Source organism: Agrobacterium sp. rho-13.3 (genome assembly GCF_033957765.2).
In the GTDB taxonomy this organism is placed as follows: Bacteria; Pseudomonadota; Alphaproteobacteria; order Rhizobiales; family Rhizobiaceae; genus Agrobacterium.
In genome coordinates this window covers 1,483,418-1,508,005 of sequence record NZ_CP192775.1, presented here as the reverse complement: position 1 = coordinate 1,508,005, position 24,588 = coordinate 1,483,418, and the positions used below count along the sequence as shown (strand labels likewise).

General features: G+C 56.2%; 22 protein-coding genes. 12 read left to right on the top strand and 10 right to left on the bottom strand.

Annotation, left to right across the window (positions count from 1 at the left end; all coding sequences use genetic code 11):
* Positions 1–33 precede the first annotated feature (33 nt).
* Positions 34–1,089 carry a cellulose biosynthesis protein BcsN gene (gene bcsN / locus RMR16_RS21745; RefSeq protein WP_413785925.1) on the bottom strand — a complete coding sequence of 352 codons (1,056 nt, stop codon included), beginning with the start codon at positions 1,087–1,089 and terminating at the stop codon, positions 34–36.
* Positions 1,090–1,282: 193 nt separating this feature from the next.
* Between bcsN and RMR16_RS21740 the strand changes: the two genes are divergently transcribed.
* Positions 1,283–2,470, top strand: a complete 1,188-nt coding sequence (locus RMR16_RS21740; RefSeq protein WP_320197693.1) for an AGE family epimerase/isomerase — start codon at positions 1,283–1,285, stop codon at positions 2,468–2,470.
* Between the two features lie 62 nt (positions 2,471–2,532).
* On the opposite strand, the gene RMR16_RS21735 is transcribed toward RMR16_RS21740, so the two are convergent.
* From RMR16_RS21735 to RMR16_RS21715, 5 genes are all read right to left on the bottom strand, one after another.
* The gene (locus tag RMR16_RS21735; protein WP_320197692.1) at positions 2,533–4,536 is read right to left on the bottom strand and encodes an aldo/keto reductase; all 2,004 of its coding nucleotides are present in this window, start codon (positions 4,534–4,536) and stop codon (positions 2,533–2,535) included.
* A gap of 34 nt (positions 4,537–4,570) precedes the next feature.
* Positions 4,571–5,656: an ABC transporter ATP-binding protein gene (locus RMR16_RS21730; RefSeq protein ID WP_320197691.1), complete on the bottom strand. Its 1,086-nt coding sequence runs from the start codon at positions 5,654–5,656 to the stop codon at positions 4,571–4,573.
* A gap of 15 nt (positions 5,657–5,671) precedes the next feature.
* Entirely contained in the window at positions 5,672–6,508 is an 837-nt protein-coding gene (locus RMR16_RS21725) for a carbohydrate ABC transporter permease (protein ID WP_320197690.1), read from the bottom strand.
* On the bottom strand, positions 6,505–7,365 hold the full coding sequence (locus tag RMR16_RS21720; protein WP_320197689.1) for a carbohydrate ABC transporter permease: 861 nt from the start codon (positions 7,363–7,365) through the stop codon (positions 6,505–6,507). The genes RMR16_RS21725 and RMR16_RS21720 overlap by 4 nt, the downstream gene beginning before the upstream one ends.
* A gap of 78 nt (positions 7,366–7,443) precedes the next feature.
* Positions 7,444–8,718, bottom strand: a complete 1,275-nt coding sequence (locus RMR16_RS21715) for an extracellular solute-binding protein (protein ID WP_320197688.1) — start codon at positions 8,716–8,718, stop codon at positions 7,444–7,446.
* Between the two features lie 90 nt (positions 8,719–8,808).
* Here RMR16_RS21715 and RMR16_RS21710 point away from each other — a divergent pair, with 90 nt between their 5' ends.
* The 6 genes from RMR16_RS21710 (at position 8,809) to recX (ending at position 15,219) form a co-directional block, all read left to right on the top strand.
* Entirely contained in the window at positions 8,809–9,699 is an 891-nt protein-coding gene (locus RMR16_RS21710; RefSeq protein ID WP_320197687.1) for a helix-turn-helix domain-containing protein, read from the top strand.
* 165 nt (positions 9,700–9,864) lie between these two features.
* Positions 9,865–11,145 carry a 4-aminobutyrate--2-oxoglutarate transaminase gene (locus RMR16_RS21705; protein ID WP_320197686.1) on the top strand — a complete coding sequence of 427 codons (1,281 nt, stop codon included), beginning with the start codon at positions 9,865–9,867 and terminating at the stop codon, positions 11,143–11,145.
* Positions 11,146–11,148: 3 nt separating this feature from the next.
* Positions 11,149–12,627 (top strand): NAD-dependent succinate-semialdehyde dehydrogenase, encoded by a 1,479-nt coding sequence (locus RMR16_RS21700; protein WP_320197685.1) that lies wholly within the window; start codon positions 11,149–11,151, stop codon positions 12,625–12,627.
* 284 nt (positions 12,628–12,911) lie between these two features.
* Positions 12,912–13,142: a helix-turn-helix domain-containing protein gene (locus RMR16_RS21695; protein WP_320197684.1), complete on the top strand. Its 231-nt coding sequence runs from the start codon at positions 12,912–12,914 to the stop codon at positions 13,140–13,142.
* A gap of 192 nt (positions 13,143–13,334) precedes the next feature.
* Positions 13,335–14,561 (top strand): adenylate/guanylate cyclase domain-containing protein, encoded by a 1,227-nt coding sequence (locus RMR16_RS21690; RefSeq protein ID WP_320197683.1) that lies wholly within the window; start codon positions 13,335–13,337, stop codon positions 14,559–14,561.
* Positions 14,562–14,664: 103 nt separating this feature from the next.
* Positions 14,665–15,219: a recombination regulator RecX gene (gene recX, locus RMR16_RS21685; protein WP_320197998.1), complete on the top strand. Its 555-nt coding sequence runs from the start codon at positions 14,665–14,667 to the stop codon at positions 15,217–15,219.
* 6 nt (positions 15,220–15,225) lie between these two features.
* Here recX and RMR16_RS21680 read toward each other — a convergent pair whose 3' ends face one another.
* Both RMR16_RS21680 and RMR16_RS21675 read right to left on the bottom strand, forming a co-directional pair.
* Positions 15,226–15,537 (bottom strand): c-type cytochrome, encoded by a 312-nt coding sequence (locus RMR16_RS21680; protein ID WP_413785924.1) that lies wholly within the window; start codon positions 15,535–15,537, stop codon positions 15,226–15,228.
* A gap of 185 nt (positions 15,538–15,722) precedes the next feature.
* Positions 15,723–16,253 (bottom strand): DUF992 domain-containing protein, encoded by a 531-nt coding sequence (locus RMR16_RS21675; RefSeq protein ID WP_320197681.1) that lies wholly within the window; start codon positions 16,251–16,253, stop codon positions 15,723–15,725.
* 398 nt (positions 16,254–16,651) lie between these two features.
* Between RMR16_RS21675 and tauA the strand changes: the two genes are divergently transcribed.
* From tauA to RMR16_RS21660, 3 genes are read left to right on the top strand one after another with little or no spacing between them, the layout of a single operon-like run.
* Positions 16,652–17,662, top strand: coding sequence for a taurine ABC transporter substrate-binding protein (gene tauA / locus RMR16_RS21670; protein WP_320197680.1), 1,011 nt, complete (start codon positions 16,652–16,654; stop codon positions 17,660–17,662).
* A 58-nt stretch (positions 17,663–17,720) separates the two neighbouring features.
* Positions 17,721–18,533 (top strand): taurine ABC transporter ATP-binding protein, encoded by an 813-nt coding sequence (locus RMR16_RS21665; protein WP_320197679.1) that lies wholly within the window; start codon positions 17,721–17,723, stop codon positions 18,531–18,533.
* Positions 18,530–19,372 carry an ABC transporter permease subunit gene (locus RMR16_RS21660; RefSeq protein ID WP_320197678.1) on the top strand — a complete coding sequence of 281 codons (843 nt, stop codon included), beginning with the start codon at positions 18,530–18,532 and terminating at the stop codon, positions 19,370–19,372. Before RMR16_RS21665 ends, RMR16_RS21660 begins: the two co-directional genes overlap by 4 nt.
* Positions 19,373–19,498: 126 nt before the next feature.
* Here RMR16_RS21660 and RMR16_RS21655 read toward each other — a convergent pair whose 3' ends face one another.
* Positions 19,499–20,662, bottom strand: coding sequence for a M20 aminoacylase family protein (locus RMR16_RS21655; RefSeq protein WP_320197677.1), 1,164 nt, complete (start codon positions 20,660–20,662; stop codon positions 19,499–19,501).
* A 244-nt stretch (positions 20,663–20,906) separates the two neighbouring features.
* On the opposite strand from RMR16_RS21655, the gene RMR16_RS21650 reads away from it, so the two are divergent.
* Together RMR16_RS21650 and RMR16_RS21645 are read left to right on the top strand one after the other, a co-directional pair.
* Positions 20,907–21,935, top strand: a complete 1,029-nt coding sequence (locus RMR16_RS21650) for a D-alanyl-D-alanine carboxypeptidase family protein (protein ID WP_413785942.1) — start codon at positions 20,907–20,909, stop codon at positions 21,933–21,935.
* 127 nt (positions 21,936–22,062) lie between these two features.
* On the top strand, positions 22,063–23,208 hold the full coding sequence (locus tag RMR16_RS21645; RefSeq protein WP_320197676.1) for a CobW family GTP-binding protein: 1,146 nt from the start codon (positions 22,063–22,065) through the stop codon (positions 23,206–23,208).
* A gap of 95 nt (positions 23,209–23,303) precedes the next feature.
* Here RMR16_RS21645 and RMR16_RS21640 read toward each other — a convergent pair whose 3' ends face one another.
* Positions 23,304–24,284 (bottom strand): mannonate dehydratase, encoded by a 981-nt coding sequence (locus RMR16_RS21640; RefSeq protein WP_320197675.1) that lies wholly within the window; start codon positions 24,282–24,284, stop codon positions 23,304–23,306.
* Between the last annotated feature and the right edge of the window lie 304 nt (positions 24,285–24,588).

The window sequence follows — 24,588 nt, the reverse complement described above, 5'->3', positions numbered from 1 at the left end:
GATGACTTATTGCTCAAGACACTTCCGAATTGGTTAATTGCATCTTTGCCCTCCGTCTCCGCCGGACGTACAAGCGGGGGACGGAATTGCAACCCGTTTCGTTTCAACACGGTTGGCAGGTGGAGGAACGTCCGCAGGACGCGCTCCACTGGTTGGTGTGACAGATGGTGATGGTATGACGACGCGGGACGGTGCCTGCCCGACGATAGGCGGTGGCGGCAACTGAGGTTGCGGCTGCACGACGGCCGCGCGAACCACTGGTCTGGTGGTGTGGGCGATCGGCTGGCGTTCTGGCGTTTGCGTGCCCGGCTGCATCGGGAATTGCGTTGCTGTCACCGGATAGATGGGGTTTCCAGAACGGCCCATGCCTTCCGGTGGGCTTTGCGCCGTCCCATAGGGGTTCCAGCCCTCTGAATCGTAGCTGCCTGTGATGGTATAGTTATACATCACCGTCAGAAGATCGCGCACCGTTACGCCAGATTGGCAAAGCCGGAGCGTGACATTGATGCGCCCAAGGTTCTTGAAACCCTGCCGCATATCTTCTGGGGAGCGAATGTGCTGCCACGCGTAAATGCAGGTATCGTCGCCAGACCCTTTGCCCGACGCATAGGAAAATGCGCCATAGGCATTCTGCAAATATTCAGCGGATGTCGCGACCTGCACGCCCGGAAAAGCGGAGCGGATTTCACGCGAAATGGAAGAGGCCCGCACACTGCCGCCGGAAAGTCCGTCTTTTCCGGTATCTTCGGCGCGCTGCGGCCCAAACATTTCCACTTTAATGTAGTTCTGGCCCGGCGTTCTCGCGTCGGACCGCAAGATGACATCTTGCTGAACAGCATTGGAGTACGTGCGGCTGATAACGCTGATCACTTCCGGCCCACCGGGCGGCGGAAAGATGATCGCTTCTTCTGGCGGCAGCATTTTCGGCGCGCCAGACGGTCTTATGCCACCGGGGTTGTTGCAAGCGGACAGCAGGACGGCAATGCCCGGCAATAGAACAAAGGCAGCGTTTTTAACTGCCACCACGCCTGCCGCATAACCAATGTCGGCAAGGTCGCGTGCATAACGAATCAGATGTGACCAGACCATTGCTATGAAATACGTGAGCATAACAATTAAGCAATATTAAATCTCGTTCACACGTTATGTTGCGGAGCATAACGACCTGAACGTCGGGACCACCATTCATCAAAAGCAATGGAACTTTGTGCGCGCAACCGGATTGGCATTGATGCAGTGTTAATGAACCGGCCATAAAACTCCGGTCAGAAAATGGATGGACATGGCAGATCAACCAATGAGCGCAACAAGCCAGCTTTCAGACGAAGTCAAAAGATTACGCCGTTGGCTGGACGACGATGCGTTGCCCATGTGGTGGGATATCGGCGCCGGTAAGCCAGATGGCGGTTTTTACGAGCGCATAGATCAGAACGCCAACCCGATGCTGGGAGACAATCGCCGCTCCCGCGTACAACCGCGTCAGGCCTATTGTTATGCGGCTGCGGGACAAAGAGGCTGGACCGGAGATTGGAAAAAAGCGGTCAATCACGGCCTGCACTGGTTCGAGAAAGTCTACAGGCTTGAAAACGGGCTTTACGGCAACCTGGCCAATGCGTCCGGCAAACTGATAGACCCGACATTCGATTTTTATAATCAGGCTTTCGCACTGTTCGCCGCCGCCCAGACCGCTATGGTTTTTCCAGAACGGAAAACTGAGATGCGAGAGCGGGCCGTTGAGATCCTAACCACATTGCAGCGCGAATATGCCCACCCCGTCGTTGGCTTCGAGGAAGCCAACCCGCCTGTGGAGCCGCTGTGCTCAAATCCGCACATGCACTTTTTTGAGGCCATGCTGGCATGGGAAAAGGTCGATCCTGAGGGGCCATGGTATCAACTGACGGACGACATCGCGGATTTGGCGATGTCGAAATTCATCGACGCCAAGACCGGTGGACTTCGGGAGTTTTTCGACCGCGACTGGAACCCGATGTCCGGTGAGAAAGGCCGCATCATGGAGCCCGGCCACCAGTTCGAATGGGCATGGTTGCTGACGCGGTGGGGCAAGCTGCGCAATAGCGCCGACGCCATTGCCAAAGCCAAGCGACTGTTCGACATCGGTGAGAAATACGGCATCTGCCCGCGCCGTAAGGTTGCGATCATGAGCCTTTATGATGATTTCACCGTCCATGATCCGCTCGCCCGCCTCTGGCCACAAACCGAATGGCTGAAGGCCGCGATGCAGCTTGCCGCCGCAACACAGGGCGAAGAACGCCATCGCTACCTGACATCGGCCTTGCGCGCGGTCGGCGCACTCCAGCCATTCTTCGACACACCCGTTTCAGGACTGTGGTTCGACAAATGGCCGGATGATGCGCCGATGATCGAGGAGCCAGCGCCCGCCAGCACGTTTTACCACATCGTCTGCGCCATTTATGAAGCGGAAGACGTGCTTAAGCGAGATTTGCAGTAGCACGAGACGTTCCAGTCTTAAAATGAGACCACCGCATGTCATGCGGTGGTCTCCTCTGATGGTCAGGCTTCCAGCCAACGCACCTGTTCGGGTGTCAGCTTTATATCCAGTGCCGAGAGACTGTCTTCCAGCTCCGCAATGGTGCGTGGCCCGATGAGCGGGATGACCGGAAACGGCTGCGCGATAACATAGGCCAGAGCGATGTGGATCGGGTTGCGTCCAAGCTCTTGCGCCAGTTGGATCGCCCTGTCGCGTCTCGCAAAATTGCGCTCCGAATACCAGACGCGGACGATTTCTTCATCATCGAGCTTGTCTCTCCCGGATCTCTCCGTGAAGAAGCCACGGCCTTGGCTGGACCATGCGAAATTCGGGATCTGGCGGTTGTTCAGCCACTCTTTCCAATCGTCGTTGGACGCCGCAACGCACCCGGCCCAGATGGGGTCCAGCATTTCCGCCAGCGAGAAATTGTTGGAAAGGGCGGCAGGTGCCGCTTTGCCGTTTTTCTGCGCATAGGCTGCGGCCTCATCCATACGCTCCCGCGTCCAGTTGGAGCCACCGAAGATTCCGCGAATGCGACCGCGCTTTACCTCCGCATCCATCGCATCCACAAACTCGCCAACCGGGACGGCAAGATTATCGCGGTGCATGAAATAGGCATCGACATAATCGGTTTTCAGCCGCTCAAGCGATTGATCCAGTTGCTTGGCAATCATGTCCGGGTAGCATAGCGGTGAATGTGCGCCCTTGCCGATCAGCACGATCTCGTCTCGCGGCACGTTGCGGCTGGTGTGCCAGTCTCCGAAAATCGCCTCGGTCTTGCCGGCACCGTAGACATAGGCCGTATCGAACAGGTTGCCACCCGCTTCATAAAAACTGTCGAGCGTGAGAGAGGCGGATGCGAAATTCGGGAAAAACTCGAAACCAAGCGCCACCACGGATGCGGGTTTGGAAAGACCGGGAATCTGTCTTTTCGGCACCGCGTTACCGGCAACGACCTTGCCGCCAGCAATGTTGAGAACGCGCTTGGCAGAGGTTTCCACGCCATATTCCAGCCCGACAGAGGCTCGCCACTGATCCATGACGCGCAGGTTTCCAAGGCTGTCTGCCCAACTCATGCCGGGATATGCGAACTGAGACTGACCACCACGGATGGCATCACCCGCCGCATCCACCTCAAAGGCATAAAGCCAGCCATCTTCGTGCACCTCGACAGTCTCGCGGTCCTTGCCCTTGATGATCTCGATTTTGCCGACACCGCCCTTGTGACCGGAGGCAAACCAGAAGTCTTCGACCTCGATGCGGCCTTCTGAACCGATGATCCGCAGCACATTGTCCTGCTGCGCCATGATGGAGCATGAGACTTCGGCAACGATTCCGTTCGGAAATTTCAGAACGGCTGAGGCCCACTCATCTACGCCGGATTGCCCCAGATGTGCGGCGCCGGAGACTTTTTCCGGCTCCAGAAACGGCTTGCCCGCCGCAGCTCCTGCAATCACCCGCGCAATCGAAACAGGGTATCCGCCGACATCCAGAATGCCGCCGCCAGCCGCATCATTGGCAAACAGGCGATGATCGGGCTGGAAACGACCCATGTTGAAACCAAAGCTGGTGCGAATAATCCTGACTTCGCCAATCGCACCGCTTTTCACAAGCTCGACGATCTTTGCCGTCTGCGGATGCAGGCGGTACATATAGGCCTCACCCGCAAAAACACCGGCCTTCTTCGCCTCATGAAAAATCGCGTCGGCATCATAGGCAGACAGCCCGATCGGCTTTTCGACCAGCACATGTTTACCGGCACGAACCGCCTTGATGGCCCATTCCGCATGGCCTGTATGCGGGGTTGCGATGTAAACCGCATCCACCTGCGGGTCGGCCAGCAGCGCCTCATATCCATGAACGATGCGCGCGCCGGCAAACCCATCGGCAAGGCCGGGCTTATCCGGGTTGCGTGTGCCGATTGCCACGAGTTTTCCGGTTTTTGAATGGGCAATACCATCCGCAAAGGTGCGGGCGATTGTTCCGGGGCCGATGATGCCCCAACGGATCGGTTGAACGTCAGTCATGCAAATCCTCATAGCATTGTCGTGAGAGTGTGTTTCAGCGCAGGCGGGCACCCGTGCTGTCGAAAAGGAAGGTCTTGTTGGCGAAAATCGCCACCGTCAGGCGTTGCTGGTGGGTGGAATGTCGTGATTCCGGGCGCTCGATGATAAGAGGCGTATCGCCCGCCATGCGCGCATAAACGTAGCTCGTATTGCCCAGATGCTCGGCCACATCGATGTCGACGCCAAGATCGGTATCGCCGGTGCCTGCCTCGCCAAAATGTTCAGGCCTTATACCAAGGGCAACCTCGCTGCCTTCCGCGACCGTCGATTTCAGCGGAAGAACGAATTGCACACCGGGATCGTCCACCAGACGAACCGTAACGCCGTCCGGCCCTTGGGCCACGACTTCGGCGGGCAAAAAATTCATCTTCGGTGAGCCGACGAAACCGGCGACAAAACGATTAGCGGGATCGTCATAAAGATCGAGTGGCGCGCCCACCTGCTCGATGTGCCCGGCTCTCAGCACCACGATCTTGTCAGCAAGCGTCATCGCTTCCGTCTGATCGTGGGTGACATAGATCATGGTGGTGCCAAGCTGCTTGTGAAGTCGCGAGATTTCCACACGCATCTGAACGCGCAGTTCGGCATCGAGGTTGGACAGCGGTTCATCGAACAGAAATACCTGCGGCTGGCGCACGATGGCGCGCCCGATGGCAACGCGCTGCCGTTGACCGCCCGAAAGCTGTTTGGGTCTGCGGTGCATCAACTCGTCAATCTGCAAGATATCGGCTGCGCGCCGAACACGCTGTTCCGTATCGGCCTTCGGGTTGCCATTCATACGCAGGCCGAAGGACAGATTTTCCTCAACCGTCATGTGCGGATAAAGTGCATAGGACTGAAACACCATGGCAATGCCACGGTCCGTCGGCTCGGCATCGTTGACCACCTTGCCGCCGATACTGATGTCGCCGCCGGAGATATCCTCCAGCCCGGCGATCACGCGCAGAAGTGTCGACTTGCCGCAGCCCGAGGGACCGACGAAGACAACGAATTCCCCATCGGCAATGTCCAGATTGGCGCCATGGATAACGTTGAGGGCACCATAACGTTTGACGACATTGTTAAGCGATAATTCCGCCATGCGGTTCCTCCCGGATTACTTGACGGCGCCGGCGGAAATGCCGGCGATGAAATGGCGCTGCAACAGCACGAAAATAACGAGAATGGGGGCGGTCAGGAGCATGGCCCCCGACATGATGCCGCCCCAGGAGACTTTGGTGAGGCCTATCAGCGTGCCCAATGCGACAGGAGCCGTCATCATGCCCGGTTTCGAGTTGATCAGCAGCGGCCAGAGATAGTTGTTCCATGACGCAAGGAAGAGAATAATCGACAATGCAGCCATGGTCGGCCTTGCCAGCGGCAAAGCGATACGCAGGAAGATTTGCCATTCCTTGACACCTTCGACGCGCGCTGCATCGAAAAGCTCGGTCGGCATCATGGAGAATGATTGCCGCATGAACAGAACGCCGAGTGAGTTGAACAGCGGCGGCACGATAAGCGCTACCCACGTGTTGGCGAGTTTGAACTCCCGCGCTACCATGATGAATTGCGGAATGACGACCACGGCATAGGGCAAGGTAATCGTGCCCAGAATGATGGCGACCACCACGGACCGCCCGGCAAAACGATAACGCGCCAGCGCCCAGCCCGCCATGGATGTCAGCATCACGGACAACACCGTATAGATGACCGCCACGCAGATGGAGATGAACAAAGCGCGCAGAAAGTCGGTGTCGGCCTGAAGGTTGCGGAAGTTTTCCAGAAAATGCGTCGATGGCAACAGCTCGATATTTGGGCTGAAAATGCCGTTGTCGGGCATGGTCGAGAATACGAACATCATCCAGATGGGAAACAGCCAGATGATGGCAAGCGGCGTCAATGCGGCGTGAAGCGCGATTTTCTGCCAGAGAATGGATTTGGACTTCGATCTCATTTCGCTTCCCTCCCGATCCATAGATTGAACAGTGAGATAACGACGGCAAGCGCCGCAACCGTGTAAGCGATGGCCGAGGCGTAACCGAAATTCAGCGCCGTAAAGCCTTGGCGATAAAGGAAAATGCCCAGCGTCTCCGTCGCCCCACCGGGACCGCCACGGTTGGTGATCAAAAACGGTTCGGTGAACAGCTGCATGGTGCCGATAACCGACAGCACGACGCAAAACATGATGATGGGTTTCAACAGTGGCAGCGTGATGTGGAAAAACTGCTGGCGTTTGCTGACATGGTCCAGCGTCGCCGCCTCGTACACATCGCCGGGAATAGATTGAAGGCCTGCCAGAATGATGATGGCATTGTAACCGGCCCAGCGCCACGTCACCGCAATGATGATCAGCGCCATGGCTGCCGTCGAATTATCGAACCAGGAGACGGCTGGCAGGCCCACAGATGTGATGAGCTTGTTGACGATGCCGAAATCGGTACTGAACATCAGCCGGAAAACGGCTGCATATGCCACTTCCCCAACAACCACGGGGGCAAAAAAGGCGAAGCGGAACAGGGGGCGCGCCTTTAAAAGTGGGGAATTCAATAGCACTGCCATGATCGTGGCGAGTGCGATCATGACCGGAACCTGCACGACCAGAATGATGAGCGTGTTCTGAAGCGCGTTATAAAATGCCGGGTCACCGACAAGTCGCCCCCAGTTCATGGACGGCGCAAACCGCCAGGGATTGATGCGCGTGTTCTGAAACGACAGCAGAAACGAATTTATGATCGGCCACAGCCAGAATGTGGCGAAGATCAACAGATATGGGGCAAGGAACGCATACGCGACCCTGGTGCGCAAAGGCATATCGACCTCACAAAGCCAGAGAGTGATGGGGGCCGGACGCCCTTAACACGAGCGCCCGGCAACGGTCGGCTTGGGAAGTTATTGCGCTATAGGAACCCCTGTTGCGGTTTCGATCTGCTTGGCGGCATTGTCCAGAGCCGTCTTGGCATCCGGAAAACCACCCGCGAGATATTTGGTCTGCGTGACGCGGTATATGCCTTCTGCATCCGACTGGAACGCCGTGCCACGGCTCGGCACGATCTTCGGCAGCGTGGCGAGAATGTCTGACCAGACGGCCTGACCACCCCAATAGGGCTGCGGTTCTTTTACGAATGGTTCTTTGTCAGCACTGAGGAGCGATGGCACCAGACCGAACGATTTCAGCATGGTGACCTGCCCCTCATTGGTCAAAAGGGCATAATCAACGAACTTCCACGCCGCTTCCTTGTGTTGTGAAGAAGAGCTTATGGCGAGCGACGAGCCACCGAGATTGGCAGCATGGGGACCATCTGCTGTCAGGCTCGGCATGGTATAGACGCCCCACTTACCGGCCAGATCGGGGGAGCCGGAACGCACCGATCCCTCAAACCAGCCGCCATACATCTGCGTGGCGACTTTGCCCGAGGTATTGGACTGGATTTTTTCGTCCCAGATCGCAGCCGTGATAATGCCTGCATCCTTCATCTGCTTGAGCTTCTCAAGCGTCGCAACACAGGCTGGCTGATTGATGGTTATGCTCTGGCCATCGGTCGAAAAGTAACCACATCCCTGCTCATTGGCAATCATGCGGAACCATTCGCTATCGCCGTTGAAATCCGCCTGCGTCATGACAGTGCCGGGATTGGCGTCCATGACCTTCTTGCCCGCTGCGATAAATTCGTCCCAGGTTTTGATCGTCGCCGGGTCGACGCCAGCCTTTTGGTAAAAGTCGCGACGGTAGAACATGGCGACCGGACCGGAGTCCCATGGCACGGCATAGGCAACGCCATCCACTTCCAGCTCCGTCCGCTTGAAGTCCGGGAAGAGCGCCTGCTTTTCAGGCGTATAACCCAGTTTCGTTGCGTCCGTGAAGCAATCGGGAAAACGGTTCCAGAAAACCTCGGCCTCAAAGTTTTCAACGGTCACAATGTCTGGCAGACCTTCTCCACCGGCAGCGCAGGCCGCAATCGCCTTGTCGTAAACCTGGTTGTTGCCCAGATCCTGAACATCCACCTTGATATCGGGATATTTCTTGTTGAAACCTTCAAGCGTGGATTTCAATGCGGATGCGGCAACATTCCAACTCCAGATCGTAATGGTGGTTGATTGTGCTGCGGCAGGTGTTGCTGCCAGAAGTGCCAGCGATACCGATGCACCGATAAATTTAAAATTCATTGAAAACCTCCCTTTTCAATTGCCGTCCTCCAACGACACATGCAGATTAGCGGCACGAGGAAATCTGTCTCGTAAAAAGGGAATGTGGATTTGTCGGATAGTAAGATAGGTGAAAGAGCGGTCTATCAGCCCGGTGCAAGCAGCATCGAAGGCTCCCCCACCAAGCTCCAGTTTTTTCGCGCGCACCCCTACATCATGTCCATGCCGCATTGGCACGCGCAGGTCGAAGTGAACTATGTGATTTCCGGCACTGTGCATTACCGCATGGGCGACCATTCACTGCGCCTCAACGCAGGGCAAATGTGCCTGTTCTGGGGTGGGCAGGCGCACCAGATGGATGAATCTTCGCCTGACTCATTTTACGCCGGAGCCCATCTGCCGCTCATCCATTTTTTCCGTATGCGGCTGCCTGTCGCGGTTTCCACAATGCTGGTGGGCGGTGCGACCATGCTGACATCCGTGACCGACCAATCGGACGATGAAAACTTTGCCCGCTGGTTTCGCTATGTCAATTCGGGCGATCCGCTCAAGGCTGAGAATGCCGTGGAAGAACTGCTGCTGCGCGTCGAACGCATGTTTCTGGAACCTTACACGGTCATATCTTCCTCCGCCTACGCTGGCGAAACAAACGATGCGGACGGCTCTCCATCTGTCAGCGTCGTGCGTATGTGCGATTTTATCGCTGCGAATTTTCTGGACGACATCGATGCGACGGACATCGCCCGTTCCGCAAGCCTGCATCCGAAATACGCCATGAACCTGTTTCGAAAGTCGACGGGCATGACCCTGATCAAATATCTGACATTGCTGCGACTTTCCCGCGCTCAAGCCATGCTGATCAAGGATAACGACAATATTCTGCATGTGGCCATGGAAAGTGGCTTTGGTTCCGTCAGCGCCTTCAACAAGGCGTTCCGGCAGGTCGCGGGAATGTCACCATCGGATTTTCGCCGCGACATGCGCTCCAACAGCGCCGTTTAGACCGTCTCTGGCATCCTCAACACCGGCATCCCCAGACCATAAATATGAAGCCTGACCAGGTTTTCATAACCATAAAAGGCATATTGCAAACCTACAGAAAAAATGTAGGTATTATTATTAAAAGGGTAAAACACCCATTACCGCGATGAGTTAGGGGATATCGTCATGCAGAATCTTGAAATTGCAGAACGCCGGTCAGCCGCGATCTCTCGCGGTGTGGGCGTAACAACGCAGATTTATGCGGAAAAAGCTCAGAATGCTGAAATCTGGGATGTCGAAGGCCGACGTTTTATCGATTTCGCGGCAGGCATTGCCGTCGTCAACACCGGCCACCGGCACCCGAAAGTCATTGCGGCCGTGAAGGATCAGCTGGATCACTTCACCCACACCTGCCATCAGGTTGTGCCCTATGAAAACTATGTTCGGCTGGCAGAACGCCTGAACAATCTGGTTCCGGGCGATTTCAAGAAGAAGACGATCTTCGTCACCACAGGCGCGGAAGCGGTGGAAAATGCGGTCAAGATTGCCCGCGCGGCCACCAACCGTTCCGCAGTCATCGCATTTACCGGCGGTTTCCATGGCCGCACCTTCATGGGCATGGCCCTGACCGGCAAGGTCGTACCGTATAAAAACGGCTTCGGCCCCATGATGCCGGATGTCTTCCATGTTCCTTTCCCGGTCGAGCTACACGGCCAAACGGCAGAGGACAGCTTTTCGGTTCTCGACAAGATGTTCAAGGCGGACGTCGATCCAAGCCGCGTCGCGGCCTTCATCGTCGAACCCGTTCAGGGCGAAGGCGGCTTTTATGAAGTGCCGCGTGCCTTCATGCAGAAGCTGCGCGAAATTGCCGACAAACACGGCATTCTGCTGATTGCCGACGAGGTGCAGACCGGCTTTGCCCGCACCGGCAAGCTGTTTGCCATGGAGCATCACGGCGTTGCCGCCGACCTGACAACCATGGCCAAAGGCCTGGGAGGCGGCTTCCCGATTGCCGCCGTCACGGGCCGCGCAGAGATTATGGACGCGCCCGGACCCGGCGGTCTCGGCGGCACCTATGGCGGCAATCCCATCGGCATAGCGGCGGGCAATGCCGTGCTGGATGTTATCGAGGAAGAAAATCTCAATGACCGAGCGATTTTGCTCGGCAACCGCCTGAAGCAGAAATTACAGTCGCTTCGCGACGCGGTGCCGCAGATCGCCGACATTCGCGGACCCGGCTTCATGAATGCCGTGGAATTCAACCTGCCCGGCACAAAGACACCCAATGCCGACTTCACAAACAAGGTGCGTGAACGCGCGCTGCAACAGGGCCTGATCCTGCTGACCTGCGGCATATATGGAAATGTGGTGCGCTTCCTTGCTCCCATCACAATTGAAGATGATGTTTTCAGCGAAGCGCTGGGAATTTTGGAAAACACATTGCGCGAATGCGCGGCGGAGGCTTGATCCATGACGATTTCGGACCTGTTATTATCGAAACTCAAGGATAAATCCCTTGCCACAGACAAGGCTCTGATTGCCGGAGAGTGGATTGCAGCAGGCGATGCAGGCAAGACCTTCGAGGTCACCAATCCATCCACCGGCGACGTGATCGCCACGCTTCCCGATATGGGTCGGACAGAGACCGCCCGCGCTATCGACGCGGCCTATAAGGCTCAAAAACTTTGGGCAGCAAAGACCGGTAAAGAGCGCGCAGCGGTGCTGCGCAAGCTCTATGACCTGTTGGTGGCCAATGCCGATGACCTTGCCACGATCCTGACCACCGAAATGGGCAAGCCGCTGGCAGAGGCCAAAGGCGAGGTGCTATACGGCGCATCCTATGTGGAATGGTTCGGTGAAGAAGCCAAGCGTGTCTATGGCGACACCATTCCCGGTCATCAGCAGGACAAACGCATCATCGTCATCAAACAGCCGGTCGGCGTTGTTGCATCCATCACGCCTTGGAATTTTCCCAATGCGATGCTGGCCCGCAAATTTGCCCCGGCCATCGCCGCCGGATGCGCGATGATCTCCAAACCGGCAGCAGAAACGCCGCTTTCGGCATCCGCCCTTGCGCTGCTTGCAGAACGCGCAGGCCTGCCCGCCGGTGTGTTCAATATCATTCTTTCCAAGGACTCGTCGTCGATAGGCAAGGAGTTCACGGAAAACGACAAGGTGCGCAAGCTGACCTTCACCGGCTCCACCAATGTCGGCAAAATTTTGATGCGGCAGGGTGCGGACCAGATCATGAAGCTTGGTCTGGAACTGGGCGGCAATGCGCCGTTTATCGTGTTCGATGACGCCGATCTGGAGGCTGCGGTGGATGGCGCAATGGTGTCCAAATACCGCAACAACGGCCAGACCTGCGTTTGCGCCAACCGTATTTATGTCCAGTCTGGTGTTTACGACGCCTTCGCCAAGAAGCTGACCGAAAAAGTTGCCGCCATGAAAGTGGGCGACGGCTTCGAGGCTGGCGTCAATGCCGGCCCATTGATTACGGATAAGGCGCTGGAAAAGGTCGAAGAACACATTGCCGATGCCGTTTCAAAAGGTGCAACCGTGGCGCTGGGTGGAAAGCCGGATGCACGCGGAGGCCTATTCTTCCAGCCAACAGTTCTCACCGGCGTCACCACCGACATGAAAGTTGCGCGCGAGGAAACCTTCGGTCCCGTCGCACCCCTCTTCAAGTTCGAGACGGAAGACGAGGTCATCGACATGGCCAACGATACCGAGTTCGGTCTTGCCTCCTATTTCTATTCGAAAGACATGTCGAAAATCTTCCGGGTGGCCGAGGCGCTGGAATACGGCATGGTCGGCATCAACACCGGCCTTATTTCCACGGAAGTCGCACCCTTTGGTGGCATCAAGCAATCCGGTCAGGGCCGTGAGGGTTCCAAATACGGAATCGAGGATTACCTTGAGATCAAATACCTCTGCCTCAGCATCTAAATCGGGTTAGAGGCGCGGAAACGGTGGGCTGATGTCCGGCCCACCGCATTGCCGAGAAAGCATTGATTTAAAAAGCCATAATGCCCGTTGTCAGGTGTCACAAACACCCGCGAAACTGGCCCTTTAAATTCCTTACTAAAATTTAACTATTGCTCGCGGGCCAAACATGGCTATTTTCTCTGCTGCGTTGCAGCATGCATTCTCCTTATGCAACGCGGTCGCATGAGATGCCGGTAATTCCAATGGACCCCGGTTCCATTAATGTCCATTCTAGGGAGATTATAATGACAATATCCATTTCTCAGCCATATTCCGGCGATCAGACCCACGCACCATTCGGACAGAAAATCGCAGCTGCCAGAACGAATTCCGGTTACACGGTTGAACAGTTGGCAGTGACGTGTGGACTGACCGCACAGGAAATTGCAGCGCTCGAAGACGGCTCGGATAACAATCCATCCCACATCAAACGTGTTTCTGCCGCTCTGCAAATTCCAACATCCAGCATCGTCTGATTAGCAGCACTGCCTACAGCTATTCAGGGTCTTTTCTCGCCCGTCGCTCCAGAGTTGAAACTCTGACCTCGACGGGCGAGAAAATTATTTGGCCATTGACGCTCCTTTTCGTGCTCCCCCTTAAAAACACCTCCCCCGCCCACCACATCACTAATATTCTAATAGACATGACTGAACTGCGGGGACACTCTCATGACAGAAGCAAATCTTGCTGGCCTGTCCAATCATTACGCACCCAAGGCCTTTTGGCCCTCACATCCCAACGACATATTGAACTGGCTTGTGCTGGAAACCAGCGATCAGCGTTTCATTGACAATATTTTCGTTGAACTTTGCCAACGGCTGAACGACAGCGGCGTTTCCGTGGCCAGAGCATCGATGAATTTCATGATCCAGCACCCGCAATGGCGCGGCGCACGCATGTTGTGGTTCAGAGGCCAGACCGAAGCGTCCTTCACCACCTATGCCTATGGCACGGAAACGACGCCGGAATATCTGAACAGTCCGTTGAATGCGATCCACAGTGGTGCTGCCGAAATCCGCCATCGCCTCGACGACCCGACAATCGACGTGCCGGACTATGATATTTACGCCGAGCTGCGCGCCGAAGGGCTGACGGAATATTGTGCGTGGCCGCTCAACCACACATTGGGCAAACGCCATGTCATCACATTCAGCAGCGATACGCCCGGTGGCTTTGCCGAGAGCGAGATAAACACGCTGAAAAGCCTTATTCCCGCCATCGCACTTGTCTCTGAAATTCGCCTGAAAAACCGCATGGCGCGGACACTTCTGGAAACCTATGTGGGGCCGCACGCCAGTCAGGCCATTCTGGATGGCGCGACGCGCCGCGGCAGTGGCATGACGGTGGGTGCCGCCATTCTGATTTGTGACCTGCGCAACTTCACCCAGATTTCCGACCTATGGCCGCGCGATGATGTGATTGAGCTTCTCAACGGATATTTCGATGCCATGTCGGAGCCGATCGAAAAATTCGGCGGGGAAATACTCAAATTTATGGGTGATGGCCTGCTGGCGATTTTTCCACTGAGCAATCCAGACGCCTCCACCAACCTCATCGCCGCCATTCGCGAAGCGCAAATCAATTTGCAGGCGTTGAATGCGGCAAATATGGAGCGCGGTCATGACCCGCTCGGTTACGGCATCGGCGTGCATGTTGGTGACGTGATGTATGGCAATATAGGCTCCAAAAGCAGGCTGGATTTCACCGTCATCGGTCCTGCCGTCAACATCGCATCACGGCTGGAAACTCTCACCAAACTCGCCGGGCGACCCGTGCTGTTGTCGGAAAAATTCGTTGAACTGGCGGGCCGCGCGGCAAATTTCGAAAGCATAGGCGCGCAGACACTGAGAGGTTTGGAACATCCCATCAATGTCTACGCTTTGATGGCGGAGTGAATTGATCCGGCAAGGCAATTTGGATTTCACAGTTGCCGTGTTTTGCCCTACACGAGCACGGTGAATGCTGAAGCTTGAGATGCGCGACAGGGAAACGGTTTCATTGAGTGACGAGACGGAAGCGCCGGTGACCCCGACGGCCAGAATGCTGACCTGGGTGCGCAACTCCACCATTTACCGGCTGGAACGGCGGATGATGACCGAGCGGCAATTGTTCGATGCCATAACCCGCAAGGCCAAGCAGAAATTCGAGGACATCACCCCCGAGCAAATCAAGGCTCTGGCAGAAGCCGCCGTGAAATTCGCCTATGATATCAAAGCGCTGGATGATGTCGCTTACGCCGAAAGCGCGACACGCTCCGCCATTCGCAGCGGAAGATCACGCCGGGCCATCGCACAGAAACTCAGCGTCAAAGGCATCAGCAAAGAGATTTCGGCGCAGGCTCTGAGCGAGACCGATGATCTTTCATCCGCCGTCATCATGGCGCGAAAGCGCCGTTTCGGACCATTCCGGCGTGAAGAAACCGATCAGAAAAGAATGGCAAAAGAGATTTCTGCTTTCGCACGTAACGGCTACAGTTTCGAGATCGCCAATCGAGTCTATGCGATGAGTTTGGAAGAGGCGGAGGCCATTCTGGATGGCGAAAGCCCGCATTAGGATCGATTACTGCGGAGCCGATACGGTTTTGAGGTAGGCGATCAGATTGTCGATTTCAGTTTCGCTCCACAGACCGAAAAAGCGCATGGATGTGCCGGGAACGACTTTCTTGGGACTGGACAGAAAAGCCCGCAGCTTGTCCTCATCCCAAATCAGGCCACTGGCCCCGGCATCTGTCATCGCCTGCGAATATTTATAATCCGGCACCGACCCGGCATGTCGCCCGACGACACCCATCAGATGCGGGCCGAGACGCGTGCGCGGGCTTTCGATGTTGTGGCAGGCGGAGCATTTGCTGAAAGATTGTTCTCCTTGCACAGCATCGCCCTGTGCCCACAACGAAGACGCAGAGAGGAGAAAACAGAGTCCTGTCAAAAATTTCATCATATCCGAGCGCACCGATTACAGGTGCCAGATAATACAACGCCCTCTCCGTCTATCACAACGAAAAGGGCGTCATAACCATGCGTCAGATTGACCGTCCTGAGACGGTCAGAAAAGACTTAGCCGTTGATAGGGTTGAGTGTCACAGACGTGCCGGTTGCAGCAAGGTTAAGACCAACCTGACCGGTTACACTGACTGTCTGGAGCTGGATGGAGCCGGACGTGCCGCCCACCAGAAGGTTTGCACCAACACCCAGACCGACTGTGGCTTCCGCTGTCGCGCCCTGATACAGACCGCCGAGCGAACCGCGGTGATAACCGGCTGTCGGTGCGAAGACGGCCCAGACCAGCTTGCCCTGTGTGGTGAAGCCGAGGTCTACGCCGAGCTTGCGAATGGCACCGCTATAATGGTCCGTGCGGCGTGCGCCAACCGTGGACTGGAACGTGCAATCCAGTTCCTTGGCAGAGCCAACAACATAACCAACGCCACCACCAACATCGCAGGTCAGATAACCGATTTTCACGCCGTTGCGATCGTCCTGATCCTGTTGAACTTCAGGATAGGTCGCAAGGTCAGCAGCGATTGCACTTGCAGCGCCGCCGAGGCCGAGTGTCATTGCAGCGAAGGTAACGGCAAAAGTCTTTTTCATTTTGTTTCTCCTGTTTCAACTCTCAACCCGCACGGCCCTTTTGGGCTCTTGGGATAATGAATGGCGCACCACTAACGTTTGTTCCCGCAAATCGATCCAATCAGGCAACACGTTATGCAAAGCGTGCGTGGCGGTTAAGAATACATGAACGAGCTAGAAGCGCATTGAGGCACAGTTAGGGCGTGCATATTCTAACCCTTCGCCACCATTTTTAAAAGCAACGCACATGTCCCGTCGGCGTGAAGAGGGGGAACAAGGGCATGACAGTGCTCAAACACCGCAGAAACACAGAAAACTAAGCGCCAAAACCCCTGCAAATGGGGGTGTCTTTCTCTCTACTCTTTCTACCGACTAAGGCATTTTATGTCTCAGGGTCCATGTCATAGGAGAGGAAAAAAATGTCTTTCACACGTCGCCGGTTTGCTGGCCTCACTGCATCTGCCGCACTTTTTGCACTCACCGCCTCGATGAGCGCTCACGCGAGCGATCTCACCATCAACATTGGCTATCAGCCCATCGTTGAACCATCCCGCGTACCGCAGGCCGATGGCACCTATGAAAAGGCCACCGGCGCCAAGATCAACTGGCAGAAGTTCGATGGCGGCGCAGACGTCATCGCGGCGATCGCATCCGGCTCGCTGGACATTGGTTATGTCGGCTCTTCGCCGCTTGCAGCCGCTGCCAGCCGGGAACTGCCCATTGAAACAATCGCACTGGTTGGCCTGATCAGCGAAGCGGAAGCATTGGCTGTTCGTGGTGTCACCAAGCCGGAAGAACTCGTCGGCAAGAAGATTGCAACACCGTTTGTTTCCACGGCGCATTACAGCCTTTTGACGGCTTTGAAGCACTGGAACATCGATCCGAAAACGGTCAACATTCTGAACCTGCGCCCGCCGGAAATCGCAGCCGCATGGCAGCGTGGCGATATTGATGGCGCCTATGTCTGGGATCCGGTGCTGGCCAGCATCAAGAAATCAGGCACCGTGCTTGCCACCTCTGCGGATGTTGCCAAGTGGGGCGGGCCGACATTTGACGCATGGATCGTCAGCAAGAAGTTCGCGGATGCCCACCCGGACGCAGTTGCGACCTTCGTGAAAGTCACCGGCAATGCCACGGCGGCCTATCGCGCCAACCCGGCAGCATGGGATGCGAAATCACCCGAGGCCGAAAAAATCGCCCGCCTGACCGGCGCCAAGCAGGATGAAGTGCCAGAACTGCTGAAGGGCTACATCTTCCCAACGCTTGAAGAACAGGCCGGGGCCGACCTTCTGGGCGGCGGCACGGTCAAGGCCGTTGCCGAGACCTCGGCCTTCCTGAAGGAGCAGGGCAAGCTCCCGTCCACGCTGGCTGATTACGGTCCATATGTGTCTCCACGCTGGGTCGAAAAGGCAACGAAACTCTCTTTCTAACGTGAAGTGCCAACACGCGGTGCAGCACTCTCCGCACCGCGTTTTTATGGAGATGACGATGACAGCCAAAAGCGTGCTGACGTTCAACAATGCGAGCCTGTCCTACCCGCCGCGCACGAAACGGGACAAGCCACAACTGGTTCTGGACAATATCCGCCTGTCGGTTGCCAGCGGTGAGTTCGTTGTTGTCATTGGCCGCTCCGGCTCCGGCAAAACAAGCCTGTTGAACCTTGCTGCTGGCTTCCATCAGCCTACAAGCGGTGCCGTGCTGCTGGACGGCAAGCCCATTACCGGTCCCGGTGCAGAGCGCGCCGTCGTGTTCCAGAATGATGCCTTGTACCCGTGGCTTTCCGCACGGGATAACATCGCATTTCCGCTGAAGATAAAGGGGCTTGGCAAATCCGAGCAAAACCGAAAAGCTGATGAGCTGCTTGCCGTGGTTGGGCTGCAAAATGCAGGTGACCGAAAAATCTGGGAGCTTTCCGGCGGTATGCGCCAACGGGTTGGCATTGCCAGAGCGCTTGCCGCAGAACCGCGCTTTCTTTTGCTGGACGAGCCACTCGGTGCGCTCGACTCCCTGACCCGCACCCGTATGCAGGGTTTTCTTCTGGATGTGTGGAGCAGGAGCAAGGCGGGCGCGATCCTCATCACCCACAGCATCGACGAAGCCTTGATGCTCGGCACCCGAATCGTCGTTCTCTCCCCCAACCCCGGACGGCTCGCGACCGATCTGGAGGTCGACTTTTCGAAAGAATTGCTCGGCGGCGCAAAGCCGGAGATCATCAGGAACTCACCGCTGTTCAAGCACACGGAAGAAGGGTTGACCAATCTCATCCACAGTCTTTCGCCGGAAGAAGAGGCCGCAGCATGACGCTCCTATCTGAACTGCCTGAAACCGGCGAAACGCTTCAGCCGCAAGCCGCAGACACAACAGTCCCGCGCCGTTCGTTGCCCGTGTGGGTCATTTCGGCAATTACGGTGGTCGGGATTTTGGGTGCATGGCAGATTGCCGCGCTGGCCTCGTTGCTGCCGCCGCTGTTTCTGCCCTCGCCGCTTGTGGTGGTCAAATCTCTCTATTCGCTGGTCGTGAACGGCTTTGTCGACTCGACGCTGGCGCAGCATACGCTCGCAAGCCTCGGGCGTGTGTCGGCAGCGCTGGTGGTTTCGGTTGCTATCGGCATTCCGGTGGGGCTTGCCATTGCAACCAGCCGCGTGGGACGGGGCGTTCTCGACCCCATCGTCGAGTTTCTGCGCCCCCTGCCGCCGCTTGCCTATCTGCCGCTCATCATCATCTGGATTGGAATAGGCGAAGCATCGAAGGTCACGGTCATTGCGCTGTCCATGCTGCCCTCCATCATCATTGCGACGGCAGCAGGTGTGCGGGCCACACCGGAAGATTACATCAACGCCGCCCGCTCGGTCGGCGCATCCCGCAAGCAGGTTTTGCTGAACGTCATTCTGCCATCCGCACTGCCATCGATCCTCACCGGCACACGCATTGCGCTCGGCACCGGCTGGTCGACGCTGGTGGCTGCGGAACTGGTTGCGGCATCGCGCGGACTAGGGTTCATGATCCAGTCCGCCGCGCAGTTTCTGGTGACGGACGTGGTCATCGCCGGGATTTTTGTTATCGCGACGATTGCCATTTTACTGGAAGTGCTGGCCAGATGGCTTGAGCGCTGGATAGCGCCGTGGGCGAATAAGCAATAGAGCATTGGCGCCTCTCTCCGAAACGCGAAAATGCTCTATTGTTTTTTTGACGCATTATCCGGACGCAAAACCGCTTCGCACTTTTGCTGGAAATGCTTTGGTTCGCCCAGGATTATCGCTTAAAATTCAGCTCCCCAATCGCGCCTCGGCAAGCTTGACCCAATAGGAAATACCATAGGCGATGGCTTCATCATTGAAGTCATAGCTTGCATTGTGCAGGCCAGCGCTATCGCCATTTCCCAGGAAAATAAACGCACCGGGCCGTTCGTTGAGCATGTAGGAGAAGTCTTCTCCCGCCATGGAAGGATCGACATCCGGGTCAACGTTCTTGTCGCCCACCACATCACGCGCAACGCGGATGGCATGTTCGGTTTCTTCAGCGTGATTGACGGTGACAGGGCAGTAGCGTTCATACACGGCTTCAACCTCGGCACCATTGGCAAGCGCGATGCCTTCCGCCACCTGTATAATGCGGGCCTCGGTCATATCGCGCACCTGCTCATCCAAAGTGCGCGCGGTGCCGGCAATCAGTGCCTCATTGGGAATGATGTTGTGGCTGGAACCAGCCTGAAAGCGGGTGACAGACACCACGACAGAGCGGATAGGGTCCGTGTTGCGTGACGCGATCAGCTGGAGATTAGTGACGATCTGTGCACCGATGGCGATGGGATCGATGGTCTTGTGCGGCTGCGCCGCATGGCCGCCACGCCCCTTGACGATGATCGAAAACTTATCCGGCGCTGCCATGATGCCGCCCTTGCGGATGGCGAATGACCCCAGCGGAATGCCCGGCATGTTGTGCATACCGTAAACCTCATCCACGCCAAATCGGGCCATCAACCCGTCTTCGACCATGGCAAGCGCGCCCGCGCCACCTTCTTCGGCGGGCTGGAAAATCAGCGCGACGGAACCATCGAAATTGCGTGTTTCGGCAAGATATTTTGCAGCACCCAGCAGCATGGCCATATGCCCATCGTGGCCGCAGGCGTGCATTTTGCCAGAAACCTTAGAGGACCATGGCTTTCCGGTTTCTTCGACCATCGGAAGTGCATCCATATCGGAGCGCAGTCCTATGGTGCGGCCTTCCTTCGTTCTGCCATGAATAATGCCAACGACGCCGGTGCGACCTATTCCCGTCACGATTTCGTCAACGCCGAAAGACTTCAGCTTCTGCGCCACAAATGCGGCGGTGTCTTCGACATCATAAAGAAGCTCAGGGTTTTCGTGCAGATAATGCCGCCACTCGCTGACCTCTGCCTGCAATTCGGCGGCTCTATTTAAAATTGGCATTCATTTATCCCTGACTTTTTTACTCTCAACACCATGAATCGCGCTCCTCCGCAACGGATATTGCGCCTCATGATTGACGCGATCAATGTACTTTGCCATTGCTTGGACATATATGGTGAATATTGCCAATCCCGAAACGACGACGGGAATTTGAGGATACGCCTTGCAGAACGAATGCAGACCCAACCGTGCCGCAGGGCGGCTCGTAAAAACCATTGCTGCCATCTCCGCCAGCATCATTGCGATGACATCTTTCGCCCATGCCAACCCCAAGATGGTGGTGGATGTGAGAACTGGCAAGGTGATTTCCCATCAGGAAGCATTTCGCAAGTGGTATCCGGCGTCGCTGACCAAACTCATGACGGCCTATATCGCCTTCAGCGCCATGAAATCAGGCAAGCTCAGCCCGAATACAGAAGTGGTCATGAGCAAGAAGGCCGCCGACCAGCCTGCCAGCAAGATGTATTTCAAACCCGGCTCCAAGCTGACACTGGATAGCGCGCTGAAGCTGCTGCTGATCAAGTCCGCCAATGACGTAGCCGTGGCCATCGCCGAAACCGTTGGTGGGACGACCGAAAACTTCGTCGATCAGATGAATGCGCAGGCCGCCCGCCTTGGCATGTCGTCCACCCACTACATCAACCCGAACGGTCTGCCGGGCAAGGGTCAATATACCACAGCGCGCGATCTGGCCGTGCTGGCGTTGATCCTCAAGCGTGAGTTTCCTGAATATGCAGGTTATTTCTCGCTGGAAGGTGTCAGCACCGGCAAGAAGAACTATGCCAATTATAACATGCTGGTCGGCCGCTTTAGCGGTGCAGACGGCATGAAAACCGGCTTTATCTGCGCCTCCGGCTTCAATCAGGTATCGTCAGCATCTCGCAACGGGCGTCAGGTCGTGACCGTCGTGTTGGGTGCCGACAGCCTTGCGGGGCGCACCGACCAGTCTGCCGACCTGTTGCAACTGGGCCTGACTGCACCATCCAGCCAGGGCGTGTCGCTTGCATCGCTTGCACCTTACGGTGAGACGGAATTTGTGAACGATATCAGTGCTGATATCTGCAATCCGAAGGCCGCCCAGGTGCGCAGCGAAAGCCGCGACGAAGCTGGCCGGATGATTATCAAGTCACCTTTCGTGCAGGAAATGACGCGCCCGCCGGTTTATTCCTATGCTGGCCTGATCCCCGGCAGCGAAACGACGGTGGCGGCCAACACGAAGAGCAAGGGCGATGTGGCCAATGTGCCAATCCCTATCCCACGCCCAACGTTCTGATGGGCCATAACGGCTCGTTCCATGAATGAGCCGTTGCATGATTTTGCAAATCCTTGCTTCCGCTTTTGGCTTTTATTGCTATAAAGCACCGCTTAGCATGTAATGTTCTAACGCTACAGGTCGCCTCATGGCACTCGATCGCATACCGGTTTCCATTATCACGGGTTTTCTCGGCGCGGGAAAATCCACGCTGCTCAACAGGCTGCTCAAAGATCCTGTCATGCAGGATGCCGCAATCATCATCAATGAATTCGGCGATGTCAGCATCGACCACCTGCTGGTGGAAAGCTCTGGCGACGGCATCATCGAGCTTGCCGAAGGGTGCTTGTGCTGCACCGTCCGCGGTGAGTTGGTGGACACGCTGGCCGAGTTGATGGATGGCATTCAGACAGGCCGCTTGAAGCCAGTCAAACGGGTGGTGATCGAAACCACCGGTCTTGCCGACCCTGCCCCGGTGATGCAGTCGATCATGGGGAACCCGGTGATCGCCCAGAATTTCGTGCTGAACGGCATGATCACCGTTGTGGATGCGGTCAACGGGTCTTCCACGCTGGAGAATCACGAAGAAGCAGTCAAGCAGGTGGCCGTTGCGGATCGATTGTTGCTGACGAAGCGCAAGCTTGCGGACGACGCTCAGGTTGAAGCGCTGATCGCAAAGTTGACCATGCTCAATCCACGCGCAGCCATCGAAGACGGCGACAGCGAAAGCTGGGATGCATCAACCCTTCTGGAAAACGGCCTTTATGACGCCTCCAACAAGGTTGGTGATGTCAGCCGCTGGCTGGGTGAGGAAGATGAAGACGCCGGCCACCACCATGATGACCACCACCATGATGACCACGAACATCACGGGCATGAAGGGCACCACCATCACCACCATGATGTGAACCGGCACAATGCATCCATCCGCTCTTTTTCAATTGTGCACGATCGGCCCATCGATCCTGTCGCAATCGAAATGTTTATCGATCTGCTGCGGTCTGCGCACGGCGAAAAGCTGTTGCGCATGAAGGCCATCGTGCAGCTTTCGGACAATCCTGACCGGCCTGTGGTGCTGCACGGCGTGCAGTCCATTTTCCATCCGCCGCAGCGCCTCGCCGCATGGCCGGATGCATCAGACAAGCGCACCCGCATGGTTCTGATTACCAAGGATTTGCCGGAAGTCTTCGTGAAAGACCTGTTCGGTGCTTTCACAGGTGCAGCGCGGATCGACACGCCAGACCGCCAGGCTGTGACGGACAACCCACTCGCCGTGCCCGGTATGCGATTTTAAATATTCAACATAGCTGGTCTCAATATAAGACCGGCGTTGGCAATCTCTTCCCGCACATGAACATGTGCGGGATTTCGCCTTAAAATCAAAGCCGTTTAAGCTCCGTAGACATCCAGCGCCTGAAGCAGCGCCGCGGTGTAACCGTAGCAATAGGCAAAAGCGACACCTTGCGGATCACGGCCAGAGATGGTCGGCACATGGTCCGGCATGATCATGTATTTGTAACCCACGTCCCTATAGACCTTGAGAGACCGGGCCATATCCATGTCGCCTTCGTCCGGGAAGGTTTCCATGAAGGACAGTTTCTTGCCGCGAATATTGCGGAAGTGAAGATTGAAAATCTTGTTGCGGCTGCCGAACCAGCGAATGACGTCGTCGATTTCCTCACGAGGATTATCGAGCATTTCGCCAACCGTTCCCTGGCAGAAATTCAGGCCGTGATAGGCGCTTTCATGCATCGTCACGAATTTCTTCAGCCCGTCCACCGTTCCCAGAACGCGGGTTACACCCTTATAGCCCGGCGGCGTGTAAGGGTCATGCGGATGGCAAGCAAGGCGAACGCGGCTGGCTTCCGCAACGGGCACAACCCGTTCAAGGAAATAGTCGATCCGTTCCCAGTTTTCCTCTTCCGACAGAACGCCAGCCTGACCCGGCGCTGCATTCTGATCGGTCTTATCCCAGCGGAAGGAGGCGTTCTTCGAACCGCCTCTTCCCAATTCGTCGGGGGTGCGCGGAATGCCGATGAGGTTGAGATTGTATTTGGCGGCGGGAATGCCGGCTTGACCAAGATTTTCAATGAGTTTGCAGATCGCGTCGATCTGGCGATCACGGTTGGGACCGGCCAGCAGGATGTCTGGATATGTGGCGGTTTCAATGGGGCTTGAAGGCAAGGGAAGCTGGATCATGTCCAGCGTCAGACCAAAACTTTCGACTTTTTCGCGCAAACGCTTGAGGTCATCGAGACCCCAGCTGTTCAAGGGGCCATCTGGATCAGCGCAGATGTTGTTGACCCCAAGCTGCGACCAAATCCGATAATCATCGTCGTCACGCGCAGCCAGTTGAGTTCCTACATACATGTCGTTTCTCCTCCGTTGACATATGACATAGTATGAATTTTTCACGCTGTCGAGATTGACAATCCAAGTCGGAAATACATCAAAAATGGCTGCTTAAAACCAGATATGGACAATAACTTATGGAGTTTCGTCACCGTCCGACATGTAAGTTCCTATAACACATCATATGATGAGGGTCTGTAGATCACGATACGGTGCGATGAACGGCGCAGCCAAAAGGCCGGTTCTCGGAGGCGAGAACAACTGCAATGCTTTGCTGCCGGACATCCGGCAGATGGTGGCGGGAATGCTCACCGACCCTTGA

Bases quoted from the DNA above. Each gene is read 5' to 3' on its own strand.
- bcsN (WP_413785925.1), bottom strand. From the start codon at position 1,089: ATGGTCTGGTCACATCTGATTCGTTATGCACGCGACCTTGCCGACATT.
- RMR16_RS21740 (WP_320197693.1), top strand. From the start codon at position 1,283: ATGGCAGATCAACCAATGAGCGCAACAAGCCAGCTTTCAGACGAAGTC.
- RMR16_RS21735 (WP_320197692.1), bottom strand. From the start codon at position 4,536: ATGACTGACGTTCAACCGATCCGTTGGGGCATCATCGGCCCCGGAACA.
- RMR16_RS21730 (WP_320197691.1), bottom strand. From the start codon at position 5,656: ATGGCGGAATTATCGCTTAACAATGTCGTCAAACGTTATGGTGCCCTC.
- RMR16_RS21725 (WP_320197690.1), bottom strand. From the start codon at position 6,508: ATGAGATCGAAGTCCAAATCCATTCTCTGGCAGAAAATCGCGCTTCAC.
- RMR16_RS21720 (WP_320197689.1), bottom strand. From the start codon at position 7,365: ATGCCTTTGCGCACCAGGGTCGCGTATGCGTTCCTTGCCCCATATCTG.
- RMR16_RS21715 (WP_320197688.1), bottom strand. From the start codon at position 8,718: ATGAATTTTAAATTTATCGGTGCATCGGTATCGCTGGCACTTCTGGCA.
- RMR16_RS21705 (WP_320197686.1), top strand. From the start codon at position 9,865: ATGCAGAATCTTGAAATTGCAGAACGCCGGTCAGCCGCGATCTCTCGC.
- RMR16_RS21700 (WP_320197685.1), top strand. From the start codon at position 11,149: ATGACGATTTCGGACCTGTTATTATCGAAACTCAAGGATAAATCCCTT.
- RMR16_RS21695 (WP_320197684.1), top strand. From the start codon at position 12,912: ATGACAATATCCATTTCTCAGCCATATTCCGGCGATCAGACCCACGCA.
- RMR16_RS21690 (WP_320197683.1), top strand. From the start codon at position 13,335: ATGACAGAAGCAAATCTTGCTGGCCTGTCCAATCATTACGCACCCAAG.
- RMR16_RS21675 (WP_320197681.1), bottom strand. From the start codon at position 16,253: ATGAAAAAGACTTTTGCCGTTACCTTCGCTGCAATGACACTCGGCCTC.
- tauA (WP_320197680.1), top strand. From the start codon at position 16,652: ATGTCTTTCACACGTCGCCGGTTTGCTGGCCTCACTGCATCTGCCGCA.
- RMR16_RS21665 (WP_320197679.1), top strand. From the start codon at position 17,721: ATGACAGCCAAAAGCGTGCTGACGTTCAACAATGCGAGCCTGTCCTAC.
- RMR16_RS21660 (WP_320197678.1), top strand. From the start codon at position 18,530: ATGACGCTCCTATCTGAACTGCCTGAAACCGGCGAAACGCTTCAGCCG.
- RMR16_RS21655 (WP_320197677.1), bottom strand. From the start codon at position 20,662: ATGCCAATTTTAAATAGAGCCGCCGAATTGCAGGCAGAGGTCAGCGAG.
- RMR16_RS21650 (WP_413785942.1), top strand. From the start codon at position 20,907: ATGACATCTTTCGCCCATGCCAACCCCAAGATGGTGGTGGATGTGAGA.
- RMR16_RS21645 (WP_320197676.1), top strand. From the start codon at position 22,063: ATGGCACTCGATCGCATACCGGTTTCCATTATCACGGGTTTTCTCGGC.
- RMR16_RS21640 (WP_320197675.1), bottom strand. From the start codon at position 24,284: ATGTATGTAGGAACTCAACTGGCTGCGCGTGACGACGATGATTATCGG.